Below are 18,540 nucleotides of genomic sequence, written 5' to 3' on the forward strand. Positions count from 1 at the left end.
AGATTCGGCGGTATGGCCCGCGTATCCCAGGAACACCTCGACGCCCGCCGCCGGCAGATCCTCGACGGCGCGGCCCGCTGCTTCGCCCGGAACGGATTCCACGCCACGTCGATGCAGGACATCCTTCGGGAGGCGGGCCTTTCCGCCGGTGCGGTCTACCGCTACTTCCGCAGCAAGGAGGAGCTGATCGAGGCCATCGCGGAGGAGGCGTTCGGTGAGATCCGCGCCGCCTTCGACGACGCGGCCCGGCTGGACCCGCCGCCCACGCCCGATGTGCTGCTCGGCCGGGTGCTGCGCCACATGCTGATCGAGAAGGTGCCCGGCGGGGACGGGCAGGCCTTCGCGCGGCTGCTGCTGCAGGTGTGGTCCGAGACCCTGCGCAACGAACACCTGGCCGCCACGCTGGCCGACGGATACGCCGGTCTGCGCCTGGCCTGGGCCACGCTCGTCGACGCCTACCGCGCAGCGGGGCTGATGGACGCGGATGTGCCTGCCGACCATGTGGCCCGCACCCTCATCGCCACCGCTCAGGGGTTCATCGCACAGCAGGCGTTGTTCGGCGATGTGCGCGTGGAGGCCATCGAGGACGGGTTGCGGGCCCTGATGTCCATGCACGATCCCGAGTTCAGTTAACGCGCCGGAAAAACTTGCGTCCTAACGTTCACCCCCTGGTCGTGAGATGCCCCCAGGGACCCGCCGCGCCCAGACGGTTGACGGCCGGACGACAGTGAGGTGGACGCGTGCAACTCTCCCCGCACGAGCAGGAACGACTTCTCATCCATGTGGCCGCCGATGTGGCCGGGAAGCGCAGGGCGCGCGGGGTGAAGCTGAACCACCCCGAAGCCATCGCCCTGATCACCTCGCACATCCTCGAGGGTGCACGGGACGGCCGCAGCGTCGCCGAGCTGATGGCCTCCGGTCGTACGGTGCTCACCCGCGCCGACGTCATGGAGGGCATCCCCGAGATGATCCACGACGTCCAGGTCGAGGCCACTTTCCCCGACGGCACCAAGCTCGTCACCGTCCATGACCCGATCGTGTGAGGGGGCACCGCCGATGATTCCCGGAGAGATCCTCTTCGCCGACGCCGCGGTGCGCCTGAACGAGGGCCGCGACGCCACAGCCCTCACCGTCGTCAACGCCGCCGACCGTCCCGTCCAGGTCGGCTCCCACTACCACTTCGCCGAGGCCAATCCCGGACTCGACTTCGACCGCGCCGCGGCCCGCGGCAAGCGGCTGAACATAGCGGCCGGCACCGCCGTGCGCTTCGAGCCCGGAATCCCCGTCGAGGTCGAACTCGTACCCCTCGCGGGCCGCCGGGTCGTCCCGGGCCTGCGCGGCGAGAGCGGAGGTGCCCTCGATGGCTGAGCTCAGCCGTGCCGTGTACGCGGACCTGTTCGGGCCGACCACCGGCGACCGGATCAGGCTTGCCGACACGGATCTGCTCGTCGAGATCGAGGACGACCGCTCGGGCGGACCCGGACGCGCGGGCGACGAGGCGGTGTTCGGCGGCGGCAAGGTGATCCGCGAGTCGATGGGCCAGTCCCGTACGACCCGGGCCGAAGGCGCGCCGGACACCGTGATCACCGGCGCTGTCGTCATCGACCACTGGGGCATCGTCAAGGCCGACATCGGGATCCGCGACGGACGGATCACCGGCCTCGGCAAGGCAGGCAACCCCGACACGATGGACGGTGTCCATCCCGACCTCGTCATCGGTCCCGAGACCGAGGTCATAGCGGGCAACGGGAAGATCGTCACCGCGGGCGCCATCGACGCCCATGTTCACTTCATCTCGCCGACCATCGTCGACCAGGCACTCGCGACGGGTGTCACCACGCTGGTCGGCGGCGGCACCGGCCCGGCGGAGGGCACCAAGGCCACCACCATCACGCCGGGGCCGTGGCACCTTGCCCGGATGTTCGAGGCGCTGGAGACCTTCCCCGTCAACATCGGCCTGCTGGGCAAGGGCAACACCATGTCCCGCGAGGCGATGTACTCCCAGCTGCGGGGCGGGGCACTCGGATTCAAGATCCACGAGGACTGGGGAGCGACCCCGGCCGTCATCGACGCCTGCCTGAGCGTCTGTGACGAGACCGGCGCCCAACTCGCGGTACACACGGACACCTTGAACGAGGCGGGGTTCGTCGGGGACACGCTCGCCGCGATCGCGGGCCGCACGATCCACGCGTACCACACCGAGGGAGCGGGCGGCGGGCACGCCCCCGACATCATCACCGTTGTCAGTGAGCCGTACGTCCTGCCCAGCTCCACCAATCCCACCCGGCCGCACACCGTCAACACCATCGAGGAACACCTCGACATGCTGATGGTCTGTCATCATCTCAACCCGGCCGTGCCCGAGGACCTCGCCTTCGCCGAATCCCGGATCAGGCCGTCCACGATCGCGGCCGAGGACATCCTCCACGACCTCGGCGCGATCTCGATCATCTCCTCCGACTCCCAGGCCATGGGCCGCATCGGCGAGGTGATCACACGCACCTGGCAGACCGCGCACGTGATGAAGAAGCGCCGGGGCGCCCTGCCGGGTGACGGGCGGGCCGACAACCGCCGGGCACGTCGCTATGTCGCCAAATACACGATCAACCCGGCGGTCGCCCAAGGGCTCGACCGGGAGATCGGCTCGGTCGAGACCGGCAAACTGGCCGACCTCGTGGTGTGGGATCCCGCCTTCTTCGGCGTCAAGCCGCAGCTCGTCATCAAGGGCGGCCAGATCGCGTACGCACAGATGGGTGACGCCAACGCCTCGATCCCGACGCCCCAACCGGTCCTGCCGCGGCCGATGTTCGGCGCGCTGGGGACCGCGGCGGCACGGAGCTCGTTCAACTTCGTGGCCGAGGCGGCGATCGAGGACGATCTGCCCGAACGCCTGGGTCTGGCCAAGAAGTTCGTACCGATCACCAGTACGCGGCGGGTCACCAAGGCGGACATGCGCGAGAACGACGCGATGCCACGGGTCGAGGTGGACGCCGACACGTTCACGGTCACGGTCGACGGTGAGCCGGTCGAACCCGCACCGGCCGTGGAACTGCCCATGGCACAGCGGTACTTCCTGTTCTGATGACGCTGCGACGGATGCCGCACGCGCGGCAATACGCATGCGCCTCCGGGCGCGAACCCCGGGCGGCGGCCGGCTCTGGTCCGGGTGCGCTCGCGGTCGGTCGCCCGCCCACCGGGGCCGCGGGGTCTCCTCTTCCGGGACCGTCGTCCCGGGTGCGGGTGGTGGATGGGGCACAGGTGGCCGCGCGGACAGCGGCCCGCGATCGTGGGCAGTGGCAGTGGCAGTGGCAGTGGCAGTGGCAGTGGCAGTGGCAGTGGCAGTGGCCGACGCCCGGCGGCCGGTCATGAGCCGTGCCGCCCTGCTCGTCCTCGCCGACGGACGGTTCCCTGCCGGAGGGCACGCGCACTCCGGTGGGGCCGAGGCCGCCGTCAAGGACGGGCGGATCCGGGACGCGCGCGGCCTGGAGGCCTTCTGCCGGGGACGCCTGCACACGACGGGACTCACCGCAGCCGGCCTCGCGGCCGCGGCCGCGCTCGGGCACGACTTCGCCGCGCTCGACGCCGCTGCCGACGCCCGCACACCCTCGCCCGCCCTCCGGGCCGTCGCGCGCAAGCTCGGACGGCAGATGATGCGCGCCGCACGGGCCGCCTGGCCGGGCGCCGACCTCGACGCGCTCGCCGTCGCGTTCCCCCGCGGTACGCACCAGCCGATCGTGCTCGGCACCGCGGCGCGCGCGGCCGGCCTCGCTCCGCCGGACGCCGCGCACTGCGTCGCGTACGAGACCGTCAGCGGTCCGGCCACCGCCGCCGTACGGCTGCTGAGCCTGGACCCGTTCGAGGCCACCGCCGTCCTCGCCCGCCTCGCCCCCGAGATGGACAGCGTCGCCGCCATGGCGGCGTCCGCCGCCCTCGAGGGCATCGACGCACTGCCCGCCGCGTCCGCCCCGCTGCTCGACATCACGGCCGAGCAGCACGCGACCTGGCCCGTACGCCTCTTCGCCTCGTAGGCCCGCACCCCCGGGCACCAAGGAGCCGCACCATGCACCTCGATCACGGACTTCACGAAGCCCCCAGGGCGGTCGGCGCCGACGCCGTACGCCCCGACGGCGGCCGGCGCGCCCTGCGTATCGGTCTCGGCGGACCCGTCGGTTCCGGCAAGACCGCCACCGTCGCGGCGCTGTGCAGGAGTCTGCGCGACAAGCTGTCCATCGCGGTCGTCACCAACGACATCTACACCCGCGAGGATGCCGAGTTCCTGCTCCGTAACGCCGTGCTGCCGCCGGAGCGCATCCATGCCGTCGAGACCGGCGCCTGCCCGCACACCGCCATCCGCGACGACATCTCCGCCAACCTCGAGGCCGTCGAGGAGCTCGAGGACAGCGTCGGCCCGCTCGATCTGATCCTTGTCGAGTCCGGCGGCGACAACCTCACCGCCACCTTCTCCAAGGGACTGGTCGACGCCCAGATCTTCGTCATCGACGTGGCGGGCGGTGACGACATCCCGCGCAAGGGCGGCCCCGGCGTCACCACTTCCGACCTGCTGGTGATCAACAAGACCGATCTCGCGCCCTATGTCGGCTCCGACCTCGACCGTATGGCCCGCGACGCCGAGGAACAGCGCGGCGGCCTGCCCGTCGCCTTCACCTCGCTGACCGGCGGCGAAGGCGTCGGACCGGTCGCCGACTGGGTGCGGGCCCAGCTCGCCGCCTGGACCGCATGAGCGTCCAGGCCACCGCCCGCATCGTGGCCACCCCGGGCGGGCTGCCCGTCCTCGCCGGTGACGGACCACTCGCCCTGCGCCGCACCCGTGCCACCGGCCCGGGCCACCGGGTCACCGTCGTGGGTGCGATGAGCGCGCCGCTCGGCGGCGACCGGCTCGCGATCGAGGCAGAGGCGTCGGACGGCGCTCGGCTCACCGTGGACTCGGCCGCCGCCACGATCGCCCTGCCCGGCCGGACCGGGGCGAGGGCTCACTACGACGTGACGCTGACGGTGGGAGAGGACGCCGTGCTGCGGTGGCTGCCGGAACAGCTCATCGCGGCACAGGGCAGCGAGCTGCGGATGCGTACCCGCGTCGAACTCGCCGCCACGGCACGGCTGGTGCTGCGCGAGGAGCAGATCCTCGGCCGCTATGGTGAGCGGCCGGGCACCCTCACCACCCGCCTCACCGTGCACCGGGCCCAACGCCCGTTGCTCGACACCGAGCTCTCCTGCGGACCGGGCGCACCCGGAGGCTGGGACGGGCCGGCCGTGCTCGCCGGGCACCGGGCCGTCGGCCAACTCATCGTCGTGGACCCGGAGTACGACGACATCCCGGTCGACGCCCGGTCGCTGGGCCCGGCCGCCGTGCTGACCCCCTTGGCCGGTCCCGCAGTTCTCGTCACCGCCGTCGCCGAGGACGCGCGGGCCCTGCGTGGCGTCCTGGACGAGGCACTGGCACAGCTGCACCGCTGAGCGGGACGTGACACACCGGTTATTGGTTCGGCAAAGAACACCAGTACGGACTTCTCCCCGCTGCCCTGCCCACGAAAGGATCTCCCGGACAACTCCACAACAGAAGGGGGAGGTTCTACGTGAGACGCACAGCAGTGCTCGGCTCGGCCGGCACTCTGGTCGCGGGCACCCTCATAGCCGGCGCGATCGCTGCTCCGGCAGCGAACGCCGAAGGCTCCAGCCGTGGTTGGTCCGAGGCGCGCGGCGTGAAGATAGCCGCCGAGCGGGCCGCCAAGAAGGGCATCGCCTGGGCGGACTGCCCGGAGGACTGGGGGTTCGCGAAGCCCATCCAGTGCGGCTGGGTGAGCGTTCCGCTCGACTACGCACGGCCGTACGGCAAGCAGATCAAGATCGCCGTCGACCGTATCGACAACACCGGGACCAAGGAAGAGCGCCAGGGCGCGCTGATCTACAACCCCGGCGGCCCCGGCGGCTCGGGTATGCGCTTCCCGGTCCGGGTGACCAGCAAGAACCCCCTGTGGGCCAAGACCTCGAAGGCGTACGACTTCGTGGGCTTCGACCCCCGCGGCGTCGGCCACTCCACCCCCATCTCCTGTGTGGACCCGCAGGAGTTCGTGAAGGCGCCGAAGCCCGACCCGGTGCCCGACAGCGAGGCGGACAAGCGCGCGCAGCGCAAGCTCGCCGCCGAGTACGCGGACGGATGCGCCGAGCGCAGCGGCTGGATGCTGCCGCACATGACCACGCCGAACACCGTCCGCGACCTGGACGTCATCCGGGCTGCCCTCGGTGAGAAGAAGCTCAACTTCCTGGGCGTCTCCTACGGCACCTACATCGGCGCGGTCTACGCGACGCTCTTCCCTGGCCATGTGCGCCGGATGATCGTCGACAGCGTGGTCAACCCGTCGCGCGAGAAGATCTGGTACCAGGCCAATCTCGACCAGGACGTCGCGTTCCAGATGCGCTGGGACGACTGGAAGGCCTGGGTCGCCAAGAACGACGCGACCTTCCACATCGGCGACACCCCCGAGAAGGTCGAAGCGCAGTGGGTGAAGCTGCGTGCCACCGCGAAGAAGAGCCCGCTCGGCGGGGTCGTCGGCCCGGCCGAACTCATCGGCTTCTTCCAGAGCGCCCCGTACTACGACTCCGCCTGGGTGCCTGTCGCCCAGGCCTGGAGCAAGTACGTCGCCGGTGACACCCAGGCGCTCGTCGACGCCGCCGCGCCCGACCTGTCCGACACCGCGGGCAACATCGCCTCGGAGAACGGCAACGCGGTCTACACCGCCGTCGAGTGTGCCGACGCGAAGTGGCCCACCAGCTGGAAGAAGTGGGACCGGGACAACACCCGTCTGCACAAGGACCACCCGTTCATGACGTGGGCCAACGCGTGGATGAATTTGCCGTGCGCCACCTGGTCCGCCAAGCAGCAGACCCCGGTGCAGGTGCGGACCGGCAAGGGCCTGCCGCCGGTGCTCATCGTGCAGGCCGAGCGTGACGCCGCGACGCCTTACGACGGCGCGGTCGAGCTGCACAAGCGGCTCAAGGGCTCTCGTCTGATCACCGAGAAGGGCGCCGGCTCGCACGGTGTGACCGGCCTGGTCAACCCGTGCATCAACGAGCGCGTGGACGCCTACCTGCTCAGCGGCAAGGTGGACGGCCGCGATGTGACGTGCACCCCGCACGCCACGCCCAAGCCGTAAGCGCCACAGCGGTGACGGGGGAGGGGCGGCCGGTCACGGCCGCCCCTCCTTCGCCCTGCGGCGCGTCCCCCTCCTGCGCCCTCAGCTGCTGCGACGCGGGAACTTCCGCTGCTTCTGCTGCTGTTCCTGCAGCTCAGCCTTGGCCTCGGCGGCGTACCGGTCCACGTACTCCTGGCCGGACAGCCCGAGAATGGCGTACATGATCTCGTCCGTCACGGCGCGGATCGCCGCCTTCTCGTTCTCCATGCCCGCGTAGCGCGAGAAGTCCAGCGGCTCACCGAACCGGACCGTGACCCGCTTGATCTTCGGCACCACCTGTCCGGGCGGCTGGATCTCGAAGGTCCCCACCATCGCGCACGGCACCACGGGGACCCCGGCCCTGAGCGCCATCACCGCGACCCCGACCTTGCCCTTGTAGAGGCGTCCGTCGTGCGAACGGGTGCCTTCGGGGTAGATGCCCAGCAACTCGCCCTTGCTCAGCACCCCGAGTCCCTCACGGATGGCCGCCTGGCCGGCCTCCTTGCCGGAACGGTCCACCGGGATCTGACCGGCACTGCGGAAGAACGCCGCGGTCAACCGCCCCTTGATGCCGGGCCCGGTGAAGTACTCGGCCTTGGCGAGAAAGGTGATGCGCCGCTTGATGATGGCCGGCATCACGAAGTGGTCCGAGAAGGACAGATGGTTGCCTGCGACGATCGCCGCGCCCTCGGCCGGGATGTGCTCGAGTCCTTCGATCCTGGGGCGGAACAGCACCCGCAGCAGCGGCCCAAGAAGGACGTACTTGAGCACGTAATAGAACACAGGTCGGCTCCCAACTGCCCGGATCGGTTCCGGGGTTTGCGTTCTGCCTGGTCACAAGGTGTTTCGGAGGGGGCCAGTGTAAATGCACACGTTGTGGTCTGTAACCGCCTCCGATCGGACTCGCGCTGTCTCATTTGCCGCCTTGCCGCCTTGCCGGCGACGAGGGATCATGCGCGGCCCGGAACGTCCGCGACGCCCCGCAGATCGGGGACGAGAGGCCCTCGTACGCACCGCAGTTGGGCGATGGGCCACGGCCTGCACGCCGTCATCTCCCGCAGGATCGGAGCCGTGTACCGGCCGATGAGCAGTACGCGGCGCGGAGGAGTCGCCCCGCCCTGACGGTCCCCTCGCCCGGTCGTGGTCAGTGGCTCCTCGTTCCGGACGGTCCGAGATCAAGGCGTCGGTGCCGCCGATCGGACCCGTCCGTCTGCTGGTCCTGGCACGCCGGACGCCCGCCGGATGGGACAACGGTTGACGCCCGCCGGGTCGGCAGCCTCGGGCGGCGGTGGACGAGGGGCCGGGACGCGGGCCTGCAGACGGCGGTGACCCGGGACACGGTCCGGCGGACGGCGGTGGTCGCGGCGCTCGAGATGCTCCGCGACCACCTGCGGCTATCGGGAGAACGGACAGCCTGCCAATGGCCCCGGGCTCAGTGCTTGGTGCCCTTGCGGACCTGGTCGGCGGCCTTCTCGGCCATCTCCTGGGTCTTGCCCTCCAACTGCTCGCCCTTGCCCTCGGCCTGCATGGACCTGTCGCCCGCGGTCTTGCCCATGGTCTCCTTCATCTTCCCCTTCAGCTGCTTCGCCTTGGCTTTGCTCTTGCTCATCAGGATCGACTTCCTCTCCGGATCGGGGGTGATCGTGCCTGACCACCCTGTTCACCGTTCACCGTGCGCCAGCGGGGGGAGTGCCGCAAATTCGCATTACTCGAACAACTGTAGGAAAACCTCGTGGAGCGGCGCCGACGCACCCGTGGCGCATTTCTGGTGGCACGCCACGTCCGCAGCCAAGAGGAATACGTGAAAAGACGTTTGCCGGTCCCCTGCCGAGGTAGCCGAATGATGTACCCGAAAACAGCGCCACTCCTCAGGAGCTGATTCGCGTGGCTGACCAGGGAAAGAAGATACGAGGCAAGGCCCAGGAGACAGTGGGCAAGGCCAAGGAGAAGGCCGGACAGGCGACGGGCGACGACGAACTGCGTCTGAAGGGGACCGCCGACCGCCTTGAGGGCAAGACCCGCCAGGCGGCCGCGGAAGCCCAGGAATCCGTGCGCGACGCGGCGGACGCGGCCAAGGAGAGCACCCGTAAGCACAAGTGACAGCTGGTCATTCTCCGGAACGAACCGGGTTTCGCGGGGCAGTTGTTCAGCCGTGCGGAACCCGGACCGTTTGTGCGGAGGCGAAATTCGCGCATTGCCGGTGGGTTCGAGGTCTCGGCCGGGCCGATTCGGGTACTCGCGGAAACGTGTCAGGTCCGCTGGCCGTGGGCCGGTCGTTGAAAGGAGTCACAACAATGAGCATGGTCAAGGAATCGGTGGAGGTGGAGGTTCCCATCCACACCGCTTACAACCAGTGGACGCAGTTCGAGGAATTCCCCGAGTTCATGGAGGGCGTCGAAGAGGTCAGGCAGCTCGATGACCTCCACAATCACTGGATCACCAAGATCGGTGGCGTGCGCAGGGAGTTCGACACCGAGATAGTCGACCAGCTCCCGGACGAGCGGATCGCCTGGCGCACCGTCGGCGGCGACACCAAGCAGATGGGGATGGTCCACTTCCGCCGCCTGGATGACACGCACACCCGTGTGGAGCTCGTGATGGACGTCGAACCCAGCGGTGCGGCGGAGAAGACCGCGGCCGTGACGGGCATGATCGACCGGCGGATCAAGGGCGATATGCGGCGCTTCAAGGAGTACATCGAGCAGCGCGGCGGCGAATCCGGCTCGTGGCGCGGCCGCGTCACCCCTGGATGACCGCCGCGGCTCTTCGTGGAGGGCATCCGGTGCGCGGCGCGCGCTCCGCCGTCGTGCGGCCGACGGCGGAGCGCGCGATCATGGAGGAGCCTGTCTCCGGGCCAAGTGACGGGGAGGCCACCCATGACTGCCACATCCTCCGCCCGCAGCCACTTCACGGTGGCTGAGCGGGCAGCTCAGGGCAGAGCGGCACGCTCCGTGCTGCGACGATCGCAGCACGCCCGGTTCGTCCCTTCCGGTGAGCGGCCGGATCCCGTCGACATCCTCGAAGGACAGTCCGCCACGCGGGTGGCGGAACTGGTGCCCTTCCGCTACGGCCGGATGCTGGAGTCGCCGTTCCGGTTCTACCGGGGCGCCGCCGCGATCATGGCGGCCGACCTCGGTCCGGCGCCTCACACCAGCATCACGGCGCAGCTCTGCGGCGACGCCCACCTGCTCAATTTCCGGATGCTCGCATCTCCCGAGCGGCGCCTGGTCTTCGACATCAACGACTTCGACGAGACACATCCCGGCCCGTTCGAATGGGATGTGAAGCGACTCTGCGCAAGCCTTGTCATCGCCGGCCGCGCGAATGACTTCGACGAAGTGCAGCGCTCCGCCGCGGTCAAGGAGGCGGTCGAGCACTACCAGGAGCGGATGCACCGCTTCGCCGGCAGTCACACGCTCGACGTCTGGTACGCCGAGGACGACACCGACGAGCTCCAAGCGCTGCTGCCGACCGAGGTGATGCGTCATCGGGCCTCACGGGCCATGGCCAAAGCCCGTACCCGGGACAACATCCAGGCCTTCGACAAACTCACGCACGTGGTGGACGGCGTGCGCCGGTTCGCCCCCGACCCACCGTTGATCACGCCTGTCCGGGACCTGCTCCCCGGAGTGGAGAACGACGATCTCGAGGTATGGCTGCGCAGCCTTCTCGGAGGCTACCGGCTCACGCTGTCCTCGGAACGCCGTCACCTTCTGGATCGCTTCCGCATCGTCGACATGGCGCGCAAAGTGGTCGGGGTGGGAAGCGTGGGCACCCGGTGCTGGATCATCCTGCTGGTGGGCAGGGACGACGACGATCCGCTGATCCTCCAGGCCAAGGAGGCGGGGGAGTCTGTGCTCGCCGCGTACACCGAGCGAAGTGGATACGACAACGAAGGGGAGCGTGTCGTCGCCGGGCAGCGGCTGATGCAGACTGCGGGCGACATCTTCCTCGGCTGGGAGCGCGCCGTAGGAGTGGACGGCCGCCGACGCGACTTCTACATCAGACAGCTGCACGACTGGAAGGGCATCGTCCAGCCCGACACCATGACCGCGGAGATGCTACGGGTGTTCGGCGGCGTGTGCGGCGCCTCGCTCGCCCGCGCCCACGCCCGCTCCGGGGATCCGATCGCCATCGCCGCCTATCTCGGCACCAGTGACTCGTTCGCCCGCGCCCTGGCCCAGTTCGCCGAGGCGTACGCGGACCAGAACGAACACGACTACGACGCCTTCCGGCAGGCCGTGGAGTCCGGCCGGCTCACCGCGGCGACGGTCGCTGCCTGACGGCCCCGGCCCGCGGCGGACGAGCAAGGTCCGCTATGGGTGCCCGGGTCCGCGCGTGAACGCCAGTTCACGCAGCCGCCGCCAGTCCAGGCGCGGCCGCAACCGGGGCACACCGGGGCGGTGCCGGGGGACACGTACCCGCAGGGCCCGGGGTCTGATCACGCAGTGAACCGGGGCCGGGAAGGTGAGTGCCTCCCCGTCGACTCCGGCCTGGACCTCAGCGGCGTCCGCATCGACGACGACTTCACCGGCGGTCAGAACAGTCAGGCCGGGAGAGCGTTCGCCGGCGAGCAGCGCGGCCGCCTGCACCGCACTGTCGACCTTGACACTCAGCACGCCGAGCACCCCGGCGTCCAGCCGTTCCCGCCGCCCCAGCCCGGCCGGGTCTCCCACCTGGTACGTATTGTTGCTCACCATCACCGCCTGCGGGGAGTCGACCACCACGTCGCCGCAGCGCAGGGTCAGGCGGGGCCCGACCTGGCGGGTCAGCACGTCCGGCAGCAGACGCAGGATGGTCTGGATCTTGTCGTCGCGGTACGCCGGGCTCTGCACCACGGTGGCGTAGGCGCCGAACGACACGTTGTTGACGAAGTCCCGCTCGCCGATGCGACCGAGGTCGACGCGGAGTTCCACCCCGTCGGACAGCGCCTCCAGACTCGTCGCCGGGTCGTTGCGGTCGAGGCCGAGATCGAGGGCGAAGTGATTCCGGGTTCCCGCCGGGATCACCAGGAACGGCACGTCGTGCTCCGCCGCGACACCGGCGACGAGAGCCTGCGTGCCGTCACCGCCGGCCACACCCAGAAGATCCGCGCCGTCGGCGAGGGCACGGCGCGCGAGCGCGGCGACATCCTGGGGAGCCGCGGGATCGAGCAGCACGATCTCCGCGCCGAGAGCCTTCGCCTTCTCCTCCAGGGCGAAACGCCCCACCTTTCCGCCGCCGGAACGCGGATTCATGATGAAGAACGGCCGCCGAGGCCGGGGAGTGACGTACTCGCTCGGCGCCGTGTGCCCGCCTTCCGCGCCGAGCGCGGCCCAGCCGGCGCCGGCCGCCACCGCCCACAACGCGAGCATGGCGAATACTGCCCACAGCAGGCCGGCCACGGCGACGACAGCGATCACCGCCGCCTGCGCAGCCGCGGCAAGGAGCACGGAGAGCCCCCTCACCAGGCCTCTTCGGCTGACGGCCCACCAAGCCGCGGCCACGGTGACGACCAGGCCGGCAAGCCCGACGAGGACCAGTCCGATGCTCTGGACCCCGGCGGCGGCCGGCAGCACGAGCAGCCCCGCGGCGAGCGCGGTGATCGCCAGACGGGCTGCCCAGCGCCGCGCAGGGTCGCTGTGCATGCCGAAGCCACTGCCCATGCTTCCTCCCGACCTCCACCACCGACGTGGCCGCTACGGCCACTTCGCCCGGCGCCACACAGCCATTGCACTACCAGGCGGCGGATCACGCCTCACGGTTGCGGTCCTCGAACGGCCGTATACGAGTCCGGGCAGCGCAGCCGTGTCCGACTCCGGGCAGCGCATCGCATCGGTGCCTCAGCTCTGTTCCGGCTCTGACTGCCGTGGTCCACTGAGCTCGGGACCCGGACCGATGGGTGCACAAGGATGGATGCGAAGCGCAGGTCGAGGCCGGCCGGCCGGATTGTCACCGCTGCGGCGGCCGCCGTGCTTTTCGGCTGCTCCGGCTCCGGGAGCGAGCCGAGCCCCCGACCCACCCCCGCGCCGCCGGTCTCCGCTGCCGGGCAGCAGGGGCTGTCGTACTTCACCGGACTCCCCGCCCGCTCCGCGCCGGTGCTCGCCGTCAAGATCGACAACGTGCTGCCCGCACGGCCGCACACCGGACTCGCCGAGGCGGACATCGTCTATGTCGAGCAGGTCGAGGCCGGTCAGAGCCGCCTCCTCGCGATCTACTCCTCACGGCTGCCGGAGAAGGTCGGGCCGGTGCGCAGCGCCCGCGAATCGGACATCGAACTGCTGGGGCAGTTCGGCCGTGCGGCACTTGCGTACTCCGGCTCGCATTCCGCGCTGAGCCCGCTGATCCATGCCGCTCCGCTCGTCGCCCTCGCGCAGGGTGACGCTCCGCAGGCCTACGTCCGCGATCGGACCCGCCTGGCACCGCACAACCTCTATCTGGATCCGGAACGCGCCCTTGCTGCGGCGCCGCAGGCCACGACGGCAGGCGACATCGGCTTCCGGTTCGGCGCAGCACCTGCGGGCGGCACGCCCGTGAGCGAGCACACCGTGCGCTTCCCGGCGGCGCGGTTCACCTTCACCTGGTCGGGTACCGAGCGGCGGTGGCTGGTGGGTATGGACGGGGTCGCCGCACGGACGACGGACGGCGGACGGCTGGGCGCTTCTACGGTGGTCGTCCAGTACGTCGACATCCATCCCTCCCGGTTCAGTGACCGAGGGGGCAGCGTCTCGCCGTACACGGAGAGCGTGGGAGCAGGAAGCGCGCTCGTACTGCGCGACGGCCGGAGTCACGACGCCCGCTGGAGCAGGCCCACCGCCGCGAGCGGCACCTCCTTCACCACGACCACCGGACAGCCGCTCGCCTTTGCCCCGGGGCAGGTCTGGGTGGTCCTCGCAGCCCGATGACCTCGCCCGCACCGAGGGCGAGGTCGGGGCGCCGGATTCCGCAAGCGGCAGGCCCCGGCATGAAGCGCCTGCCTCGCCGCCTCGCGAGCGAGGCGCGACTGCGTTCAGTGGGCGTTCGGTGCCTCGCGGATGTCGCCAGCCTCGTCCCCGGGCTCGCCCCGCAGGGTGGCCTCGCTCTTGATCCTCAGCTGCTCCGCCCGGTAGCGGAGCCGCTCCGCCTCATCGGGGTCGGTCGAGCGGCTCGCGCGCTGCAGCAGCTGTTCCGCCTTGTCCCGATCGTGCTCGGCGTGCAGACGACCGCTCTCCTGCTCGGACATGGCGCCCTCCTGCGGATACGGACATGACCGTCTTTACCATCCCGAAATGTCGTCTCGGTATCTGGCCGATTTCCCGTGACGCACCAGGTCAAACCGTATGCGGTCGAACCACGTGCGGATGATGTCGTCACCGGCGCCCGAGACGACATCGGCCCCGGTGACCCAGGAGGCGCCGGAGGGACCGACGGGCCTCGGACCGGGCAGCGGGCCCCGGGCATGTGCACAGCCGTACGGGCCGTTCGGTGCACCCGAACGCGTCAGCCGGCGGCGTGGCGCCTTGCTCTGCGAAGCGCCAGGAGGTGCTCTGGGCTTCGTCGTATGCCCTTGTCCGACATGAGTCGGCTCCCACCCCAGGAGCACCGGATGCACCGCACCGCCGCTCTCGCCGCAGCTGTCCTCGTTGCCGCCATCGCGGCCGTCCCCGCCGCGGCGACCCCTGCACCGGACCCCACCGAGCTGCCGACGGCTCCCCGCGGCCTGTTCCTGACCGTGTCGGGCGACGAGAACACCTGGATCCGTGGCGTGCTGCTGCGCTGCAGCCCGCTGCCTGGTGGGGCGCATCCCGAGCCGGTTGCCGCCTGCGCGGAACTGGCCGTGGCCCGTGGCGACCTGGACACGCTGCCGGGCGATCCGCACCCGTGCACCAAGGAGTACGACCCCGTCACCGTCAGCGCCACCGGCTCGTGGCGCGGCCGCCCGACCGCCTGGCACAAGACCTACTCCAACACCTGCGAACTCTCCGTCGCCACGGGCGCCGTCTTCCGGTTCTGAGCGTCCGCCGCCCTGCGGGCGGGGATCAGGTGTCGCGCGGCGGGTGACGGATCAGGTGTTGCGCGAGGCGATCACCCCGATCGTCACCAGGCCGAGCACCACCCAGCCGAACCAGAGCCAGCCATTGCTGCCGAGCGCTGCCGTGTAGGCCGTCACGACCACCAGGGCCCCGACGGTCAGCATTCCCATCGCCTTCGTGGATCCGGACATGCATGCCCTCCTAGGACGGCCGCCGACGGCCGAGGCCGTTGAGGACAATCGTCGCCCGGAAGGAGGGCGCCGCGCTACTGCCCGGGTCATGGGACCTGTGACGTCCGTGGTCAGGTGCCGAATGTCCAGGACTGCTGTGCGTGAAAGGCTCCTGGCTGTCCGCCGTCATACGCGGGGCTTCGCGCGAACGTGCATGCGTTCCCCCTGCCTCCCGAAGAGGCTGAGGACCTCGACGGGCCGCCCGTCCGCGCTGCTGAACCAGTGGGGCAGCCGGGTGTCGAACTCGGCGGCCTCACCGGGGCCGAGCACCAGGTCGTGCTCGGCGAGGACGAGCCGCAGCCGGCCGTCCAGCACGTACAGCCACTCGTAGCCCTCGTGCGTACGGAGTTCCGGCTCGGTACCCCGGTCGGGGATGATCATTTTGTACGCCTGAAGAGGGCCCGGACTCCGGGTCAGGGGGACGAAAGTGCCGCCGCTCGGCAGGGTGCGGGGTGTCAGCCGTACCCGGGGGTCTCCCACCTCGGGGGCGCCGACCAGGTCGTCCAGGGGCACGCGGTAGGCACCCGCGAGCGGCAGCAGCAGTTCCAGACTGGGGCGGCGCTGGCCGGACTCCAGCCGGGAGAGGGTGCTCTTGGAGATACCGGTCGCCTCGGAGAGCGCGGCCAGGGTGAGGCCGTGCTTGGCGCGCAGCCGTCTGAGCCGGGGGGCGACCTCGTCGAGGACCGTTCGGTAGGGCGGCGATGTGTCCATGCGGGCATTCCACTCCGCTGTCCCGGGATCGGCAACAAGAGTTGCCGATCCCGTCCTGCGGGGTGCACGCTCCGCGGCATGAGCGCACACAGCGATTCCGGTCACGGACAGGGTCACGGGCATGGACATGGGCACAACCACACCGACATCGACTGGGAGGTCATGGCCGCCCAGCTGGAGAACAGCGGCGAACTGCAGCTCCCGCTCCTCCGCCGGACCGCGGTCCGCCTGAGGGAACTGCTCGGCCCCGAGAGGGAGGTCAGGCGCATCCTCGACATCGGCAGCGGGCCGGGCGTGATGACCTGCGTGTTCGCCGAGGTCTTCGCGGACGCCGAGGCGGTCGCCGTGGACGGTACGCCCGGGCTGTTGGACCGCGCCCTGACTCGCGCCGAGCGGTTCGGCCTCGGCGGCAGGGTGGCCGTCCGGCACGCGGAGCTGTCCGAGGCTCTGGACGGCGGTGACGGGCGCGGGGAAGGTGGCCTCGGCACGGCGGATCTGGTCTGGAGCAGCAGGGCGGTGCACCACCTCGGAGATCAGCAGGGGGTGCTGAACGGGCTCGCCGGTGTGCTGAGGCCCGGCGGGCTGCTCGCCGTGGCGGAGGGCGGCCTGCCGATGCGCTTCCTCCCACGCGACATCGGCATCGGCAGGCCGGGCCTCCAGGCACGGCTCGACGCCGCCCAGGAGCACTGGTTCGAGACCATGCGGGCCGAACTGCCCGGCAGTACCTCTGTGGTCGAGGACTGGCCCGCGATGCTCGGCCGCGCCGGGCTCGCCGCCGTCGGGAGGTTCACTTCCCTCCTCGACCTGTCGGCACCGCTGGGCGAGACAGGCCGTGCTTACCTGCATTCCCATCTGACCCTGCTGCGGGAGGCGATGAGCGAGTCCCTCGACGTGGAGGACCGCAAGACCCTCGACGTGCTGCTCGATCCCGGGGCACCGGAGGGCATCCTGCGGCGGCCCGACGCCTTCCTGCTCTCCGCCACCACGGTCTTCACGGGCGTGCGCCCGGCTGCGTGACCGTGCCGGACACGGAGTCCCGTGGTGCCCGGGCCGGAACCGGCCCGGGCACCACCGGGCCGGGTCGATGACGCCCTTCTCGGGCTCGTCCTGTCGGCCGGTCCGCCTGTCACCGCGCCGACGTGCCGGCCGGTCGTATTGCCGACCGAGTCGGCGCACAACACATGGCCATCGTCGGGCTCATCGCCACAGCGGCCGGTTCCCTCATCCTGTCCACGACGTCGGCGACGCCCGGCGTCTTCGCGCTCACCATTGCGGTGGGAAGCCGTGCGCTCTCGCGACACGCTTCGAAGGGACGTACGTAGGTGCGGAGCAGAGCGGCCCGCCAAGGCCGCGTGCCCGGGCTACGCCGTCACCGCCCCCGCGCCTGCAGCGAGGCGAGATACGCGTTGTACGCCTCGAGCTCCTTGTCCCCGTCGCGGTCCGCGGCCCGGTCCCGGCGCTTGGCCTGCCGCTGGTCGGAGCGGTACCACTGGAAGACCAGCGCAATCAGCACCAGCACGGACGGGATCTCGCTGAAGGCCCACGCGATCCCGCCCGCCGCGGTCTGGTCGGCGAGCGCGTCGATACCGAGCGAGGCCGGCGGATTCTCGTACGCCTTGATCATCGGCTCGGTCGCCATCATCAGCGCGATGCCGAAGAACGCATGGAACGGCATACCCGCGAAGAGCTCCAGCATCCGCATCACATAGCCGGGCCGGTGCGGACCGGGGTCGACGCCCATGATCGGCCAGAAGAACACCAGTCCGACGGCGAGGAAGTGCACCATCATCGCGATGTGCCCCGGCTTGGACCCCATCAGGAAGTCGAACAGCGGCGTGAAGTACAGGGCGTAGAGGCTGGCGATGAAGAGCGGGATCGTGAAGGCCGGGTGGGTGACGATCCGCATGTAGCGGCTGTGCAGCAGCATCAGCAGCACCTCGCGCGGCCCCTTGCTGCCCCGCGCCGCGACGGGCAGCGCGCGCAGCGCCAGCGTGATCGGGGCGCCGAGCAGCAGCATGATCGGCGACACCATGCTGATCACCATGTGCTGCACCATGTGCACGCTGAACATGACCATGCCGTAGTCGTTCAGCTTGGTGCACATCACGAACGCCACGCTCAGCACGCCGACGGCGAAGAAGACGGTGCGGCTGACCGGCCAGGCGTCGCCGCGACGCCGCAGCCGCAGGACCCCCCAGCCGTACAGGCCGAGCGCCAGCAGACAGGCGACCAGGAAGAAGGGGTCCGGTGAGTACGCGAGGCCCCGCCCCAGCGTGAACGGCGGCAGATCCAGCGTCATGCCGTGCCCGCTGTGATCCATCTGTGTACTCCCGAGTCCCGATTCGCGCTTGTTGTCCGGACCAGACTAGAACCGCCCCCGGCCGCCGCTGCGGCCGGGGGCGCCTCGTCGGTCCTGCT

The 18,540-nt window shown here is 70.3% G+C and carries 21 protein-coding genes; 14 read left to right on the forward strand and 7 right to left on the reverse strand.

The genetic code is table 11. The features are described 5' to 3' along the window. The first annotated feature begins 12 nt into the window (after positions 1-12). From OHS70_RS32085 to OHS70_RS32120, 8 genes are all read left to right on the forward strand, one after another. Positions 13-633, forward strand: coding sequence for a TetR/AcrR family transcriptional regulator (locus tag OHS70_RS32085; protein WP_328403237.1), 621 nt, complete (start codon positions 13-15; stop codon positions 631-633). Positions 634-740: 107 nt separating this feature from the next. Continuing rightward, on the forward strand, positions 741-1,043 hold the full coding sequence (locus OHS70_RS32090; protein ID WP_328403239.1) for an urease subunit gamma: 303 nt from the start codon (positions 741-743) through the stop codon (positions 1,041-1,043). Positions 1,044-1,056: 13 nt separating this feature from the next. Beyond that, positions 1,057-1,368, forward strand: coding sequence for an urease subunit beta (locus OHS70_RS32095; RefSeq protein ID WP_328403241.1), 312 nt, complete (start codon positions 1,057-1,059; stop codon positions 1,366-1,368). Next, on the forward strand, positions 1,361-3,082 hold the full coding sequence (locus OHS70_RS32100) for an urease subunit alpha (RefSeq protein ID WP_328403243.1): 1,722 nt from the start codon (positions 1,361-1,363) through the stop codon (positions 3,080-3,082). Before OHS70_RS32095 ends, OHS70_RS32100 begins: the two co-directional genes overlap by 8 nt. A gap of 283 nt (positions 3,083-3,365) precedes the next feature. Beyond that, entirely contained in the window at positions 3,366-4,028 is a 663-nt protein-coding gene (locus OHS70_RS32105) for an urease accessory protein UreF (RefSeq protein WP_328403245.1), read from the forward strand. Between the two features lie 32 nt (positions 4,029-4,060). Continuing rightward, a complete protein-coding gene (gene ureG / locus OHS70_RS32110) occupies positions 4,061-4,741 on the forward strand; it encodes an urease accessory protein UreG (protein ID WP_328403247.1) in 681 nt (226 codons plus the stop codon). Further along, complete coding sequence (locus OHS70_RS32115) at positions 4,738-5,475, forward strand: urease accessory protein UreD (RefSeq protein WP_328403249.1); 738 nt, start codon at positions 4,738-4,740, stop codon at positions 5,473-5,475. Before ureG ends, OHS70_RS32115 begins: the two co-directional genes overlap by 4 nt. Before the next feature lie 119 nt (positions 5,476-5,594). After that, complete coding sequence (locus OHS70_RS32120) at positions 5,595-7,172, forward strand: alpha/beta hydrolase (protein WP_328403251.1); 1,578 nt, start codon at positions 5,595-5,597, stop codon at positions 7,170-7,172. A gap of 81 nt (positions 7,173-7,253) precedes the next feature. Here the strand turns inward: OHS70_RS32120 and OHS70_RS32125 are convergent, their stop codons facing one another. Next, the gene (locus OHS70_RS32125; RefSeq protein WP_328403253.1) at positions 7,254-7,973 is read right to left on the reverse strand and encodes a lysophospholipid acyltransferase family protein; all 720 of its coding nucleotides are present in this window, start codon (positions 7,971-7,973) and stop codon (positions 7,254-7,256) included. A gap of 649 nt (positions 7,974-8,622) precedes the next feature. Continuing rightward, complete coding sequence (locus OHS70_RS32130) at positions 8,623-8,799, reverse strand: CsbD family protein (protein ID WP_328403255.1); 177 nt, start codon at positions 8,797-8,799, stop codon at positions 8,623-8,625. 275 nt (positions 8,800-9,074) lie between these two features. On the opposite strand from OHS70_RS32130, the gene OHS70_RS32135 reads away from it, so the two are divergent. The 3 genes from OHS70_RS32135 (at position 9,075) to OHS70_RS32145 (ending at position 11,473) form a co-directional block, all read left to right on the forward strand. After that, entirely contained in the window at positions 9,075-9,290 is a 216-nt protein-coding gene (locus OHS70_RS32135) for a CsbD family protein (RefSeq protein ID WP_328403257.1), read from the forward strand. Positions 9,291-9,484: 194 nt separating this feature from the next. After that, positions 9,485-9,943 (forward strand): SRPBCC family protein, encoded by a 459-nt coding sequence (locus OHS70_RS32140; RefSeq protein WP_328403261.1) that lies wholly within the window; start codon positions 9,485-9,487, stop codon positions 9,941-9,943. A gap of 123 nt (positions 9,944-10,066) precedes the next feature. After that, entirely contained in the window at positions 10,067-11,473 is a 1,407-nt protein-coding gene (locus tag OHS70_RS32145; protein WP_328403263.1) for a DUF2252 domain-containing protein, read from the forward strand. A gap of 33 nt (positions 11,474-11,506) precedes the next feature. On the opposite strand, the gene OHS70_RS32150 is transcribed toward OHS70_RS32145, so the two are convergent. Next, positions 11,507-12,835, reverse strand: coding sequence for a diacylglycerol/lipid kinase family protein (locus OHS70_RS32150; protein ID WP_328403265.1), 1,329 nt, complete (start codon positions 12,833-12,835; stop codon positions 11,507-11,509). A 246-nt stretch (positions 12,836-13,081) separates the two neighbouring features. Here OHS70_RS32150 and OHS70_RS32155 point away from each other — a divergent pair, with 246 nt between their 5' ends. Further along, on the forward strand, positions 13,082-14,074 hold the full coding sequence (locus OHS70_RS32155) for a DUF3048 domain-containing protein (protein ID WP_328403267.1): 993 nt from the start codon (positions 13,082-13,084) through the stop codon (positions 14,072-14,074). A 104-nt stretch (positions 14,075-14,178) separates the two neighbouring features. Here the strand turns inward: OHS70_RS32155 and OHS70_RS32160 are convergent, their stop codons facing one another. Beyond that, positions 14,179-14,391, reverse strand: a complete 213-nt coding sequence (locus tag OHS70_RS32160; RefSeq protein ID WP_328403269.1) for a DUF6381 family protein — start codon at positions 14,389-14,391, stop codon at positions 14,179-14,181. Positions 14,392-14,754: 363 nt separating this feature from the next. Here OHS70_RS32160 and OHS70_RS32165 point away from each other — a divergent pair, with 363 nt between their 5' ends. Then, positions 14,755-15,162 carry a subtilase-type protease inhibitor gene (locus OHS70_RS32165; RefSeq protein ID WP_328403271.1) on the forward strand — a complete coding sequence of 136 codons (408 nt, stop codon included), beginning with the start codon at positions 14,755-14,757 and terminating at the stop codon, positions 15,160-15,162. Between the two features lie 51 nt (positions 15,163-15,213). Here OHS70_RS32165 and OHS70_RS32170 read toward each other — a convergent pair whose 3' ends face one another. Then, entirely contained in the window at positions 15,214-15,372 is a 159-nt protein-coding gene (locus OHS70_RS32170; protein WP_328403273.1) for a hypothetical protein, read from the reverse strand. 165 nt (positions 15,373-15,537) lie between these two features. Beyond that, positions 15,538-16,122 carry a helix-turn-helix domain-containing protein gene (locus tag OHS70_RS32175; RefSeq protein ID WP_328403275.1) on the reverse strand — a complete coding sequence of 195 codons (585 nt, stop codon included), beginning with the start codon at positions 16,120-16,122 and terminating at the stop codon, positions 15,538-15,540. A gap of 78 nt (positions 16,123-16,200) precedes the next feature. On the opposite strand from OHS70_RS32175, the gene OHS70_RS32180 reads away from it, so the two are divergent. After that, positions 16,201-17,139 (forward strand): class I SAM-dependent methyltransferase, encoded by a 939-nt coding sequence (locus tag OHS70_RS32180; protein WP_328403277.1) that lies wholly within the window; start codon positions 16,201-16,203, stop codon positions 17,137-17,139. Between the two features lie 352 nt (positions 17,140-17,491). On the opposite strand, the gene OHS70_RS32185 is transcribed toward OHS70_RS32180, so the two are convergent. After that, positions 17,492-18,442 (reverse strand): cytochrome c oxidase assembly protein, encoded by a 951-nt coding sequence (locus OHS70_RS32185; protein ID WP_328403279.1) that lies wholly within the window; start codon positions 18,440-18,442, stop codon positions 17,492-17,494. Between the last annotated feature and the right edge of the window lie 98 nt (positions 18,443-18,540).

Origin of the sequence: Streptomyces sp. NBC_00390 (assembly GCF_036057275.1) — a bacterium.
Lineage (GTDB): Bacteria > Actinomycetota > Actinomycetes > Streptomycetales > Streptomycetaceae > Streptomyces.

Coding starts and splice junctions, on each gene's coding strand:
- OHS70_RS32085 (WP_328403237.1), top strand. CDS start 13: ATGGCCCGCGTATCCCAGGAACACCTCGACGCCCGCCGCCGGCAGATC.
- OHS70_RS32095 (WP_328403241.1), top strand. CDS start 1,057: ATGATTCCCGGAGAGATCCTCTTCGCCGACGCCGCGGTGCGCCTGAAC.
- OHS70_RS32100 (WP_328403243.1), top strand. CDS start 1,361: ATGGCTGAGCTCAGCCGTGCCGTGTACGCGGACCTGTTCGGGCCGACC.
- OHS70_RS32105 (WP_328403245.1), top strand. CDS start 3,366: ATGAGCCGTGCCGCCCTGCTCGTCCTCGCCGACGGACGGTTCCCTGCC.
- ureG (WP_328403247.1), top strand. CDS start 4,061: ATGCACCTCGATCACGGACTTCACGAAGCCCCCAGGGCGGTCGGCGCC.
- OHS70_RS32115 (WP_328403249.1), top strand. CDS start 4,738: ATGAGCGTCCAGGCCACCGCCCGCATCGTGGCCACCCCGGGCGGGCTG.
- OHS70_RS32130 (WP_328403255.1), bottom strand. CDS start 8,799: ATGAGCAAGAGCAAAGCCAAGGCGAAGCAGCTGAAGGGGAAGATGAAG.
- OHS70_RS32140 (WP_328403261.1), top strand. CDS start 9,485: ATGAGCATGGTCAAGGAATCGGTGGAGGTGGAGGTTCCCATCCACACC.
- OHS70_RS32145 (WP_328403263.1), top strand. CDS start 10,067: ATGACTGCCACATCCTCCGCCCGCAGCCACTTCACGGTGGCTGAGCGG.
- OHS70_RS32150 (WP_328403265.1), bottom strand. CDS start 12,835: ATGGGCAGTGGCTTCGGCATGCACAGCGACCCTGCGCGGCGCTGGGCA.
- OHS70_RS32155 (WP_328403267.1), top strand. CDS start 13,082: ATGGATGCGAAGCGCAGGTCGAGGCCGGCCGGCCGGATTGTCACCGCT.
- OHS70_RS32160 (WP_328403269.1), bottom strand. CDS start 14,391: ATGTCCGAGCAGGAGAGCGGTCGTCTGCACGCCGAGCACGATCGGGAC.
- OHS70_RS32165 (WP_328403271.1), top strand. CDS start 14,755: ATGCACCGCACCGCCGCTCTCGCCGCAGCTGTCCTCGTTGCCGCCATC.
- OHS70_RS32170 (WP_328403273.1), bottom strand. CDS start 15,372: ATGTCCGGATCCACGAAGGCGATGGGAATGCTGACCGTCGGGGCCCTG.
- OHS70_RS32175 (WP_328403275.1), bottom strand. CDS start 16,122: ATGGACACATCGCCGCCCTACCGAACGGTCCTCGACGAGGTCGCCCCC.
- OHS70_RS32180 (WP_328403277.1), top strand. CDS start 16,201: ATGAGCGCACACAGCGATTCCGGTCACGGACAGGGTCACGGGCATGGA.
- OHS70_RS32185 (WP_328403279.1), bottom strand. CDS start 18,442: ATGGATCACAGCGGGCACGGCATGACGCTGGATCTGCCGCCGTTCACG.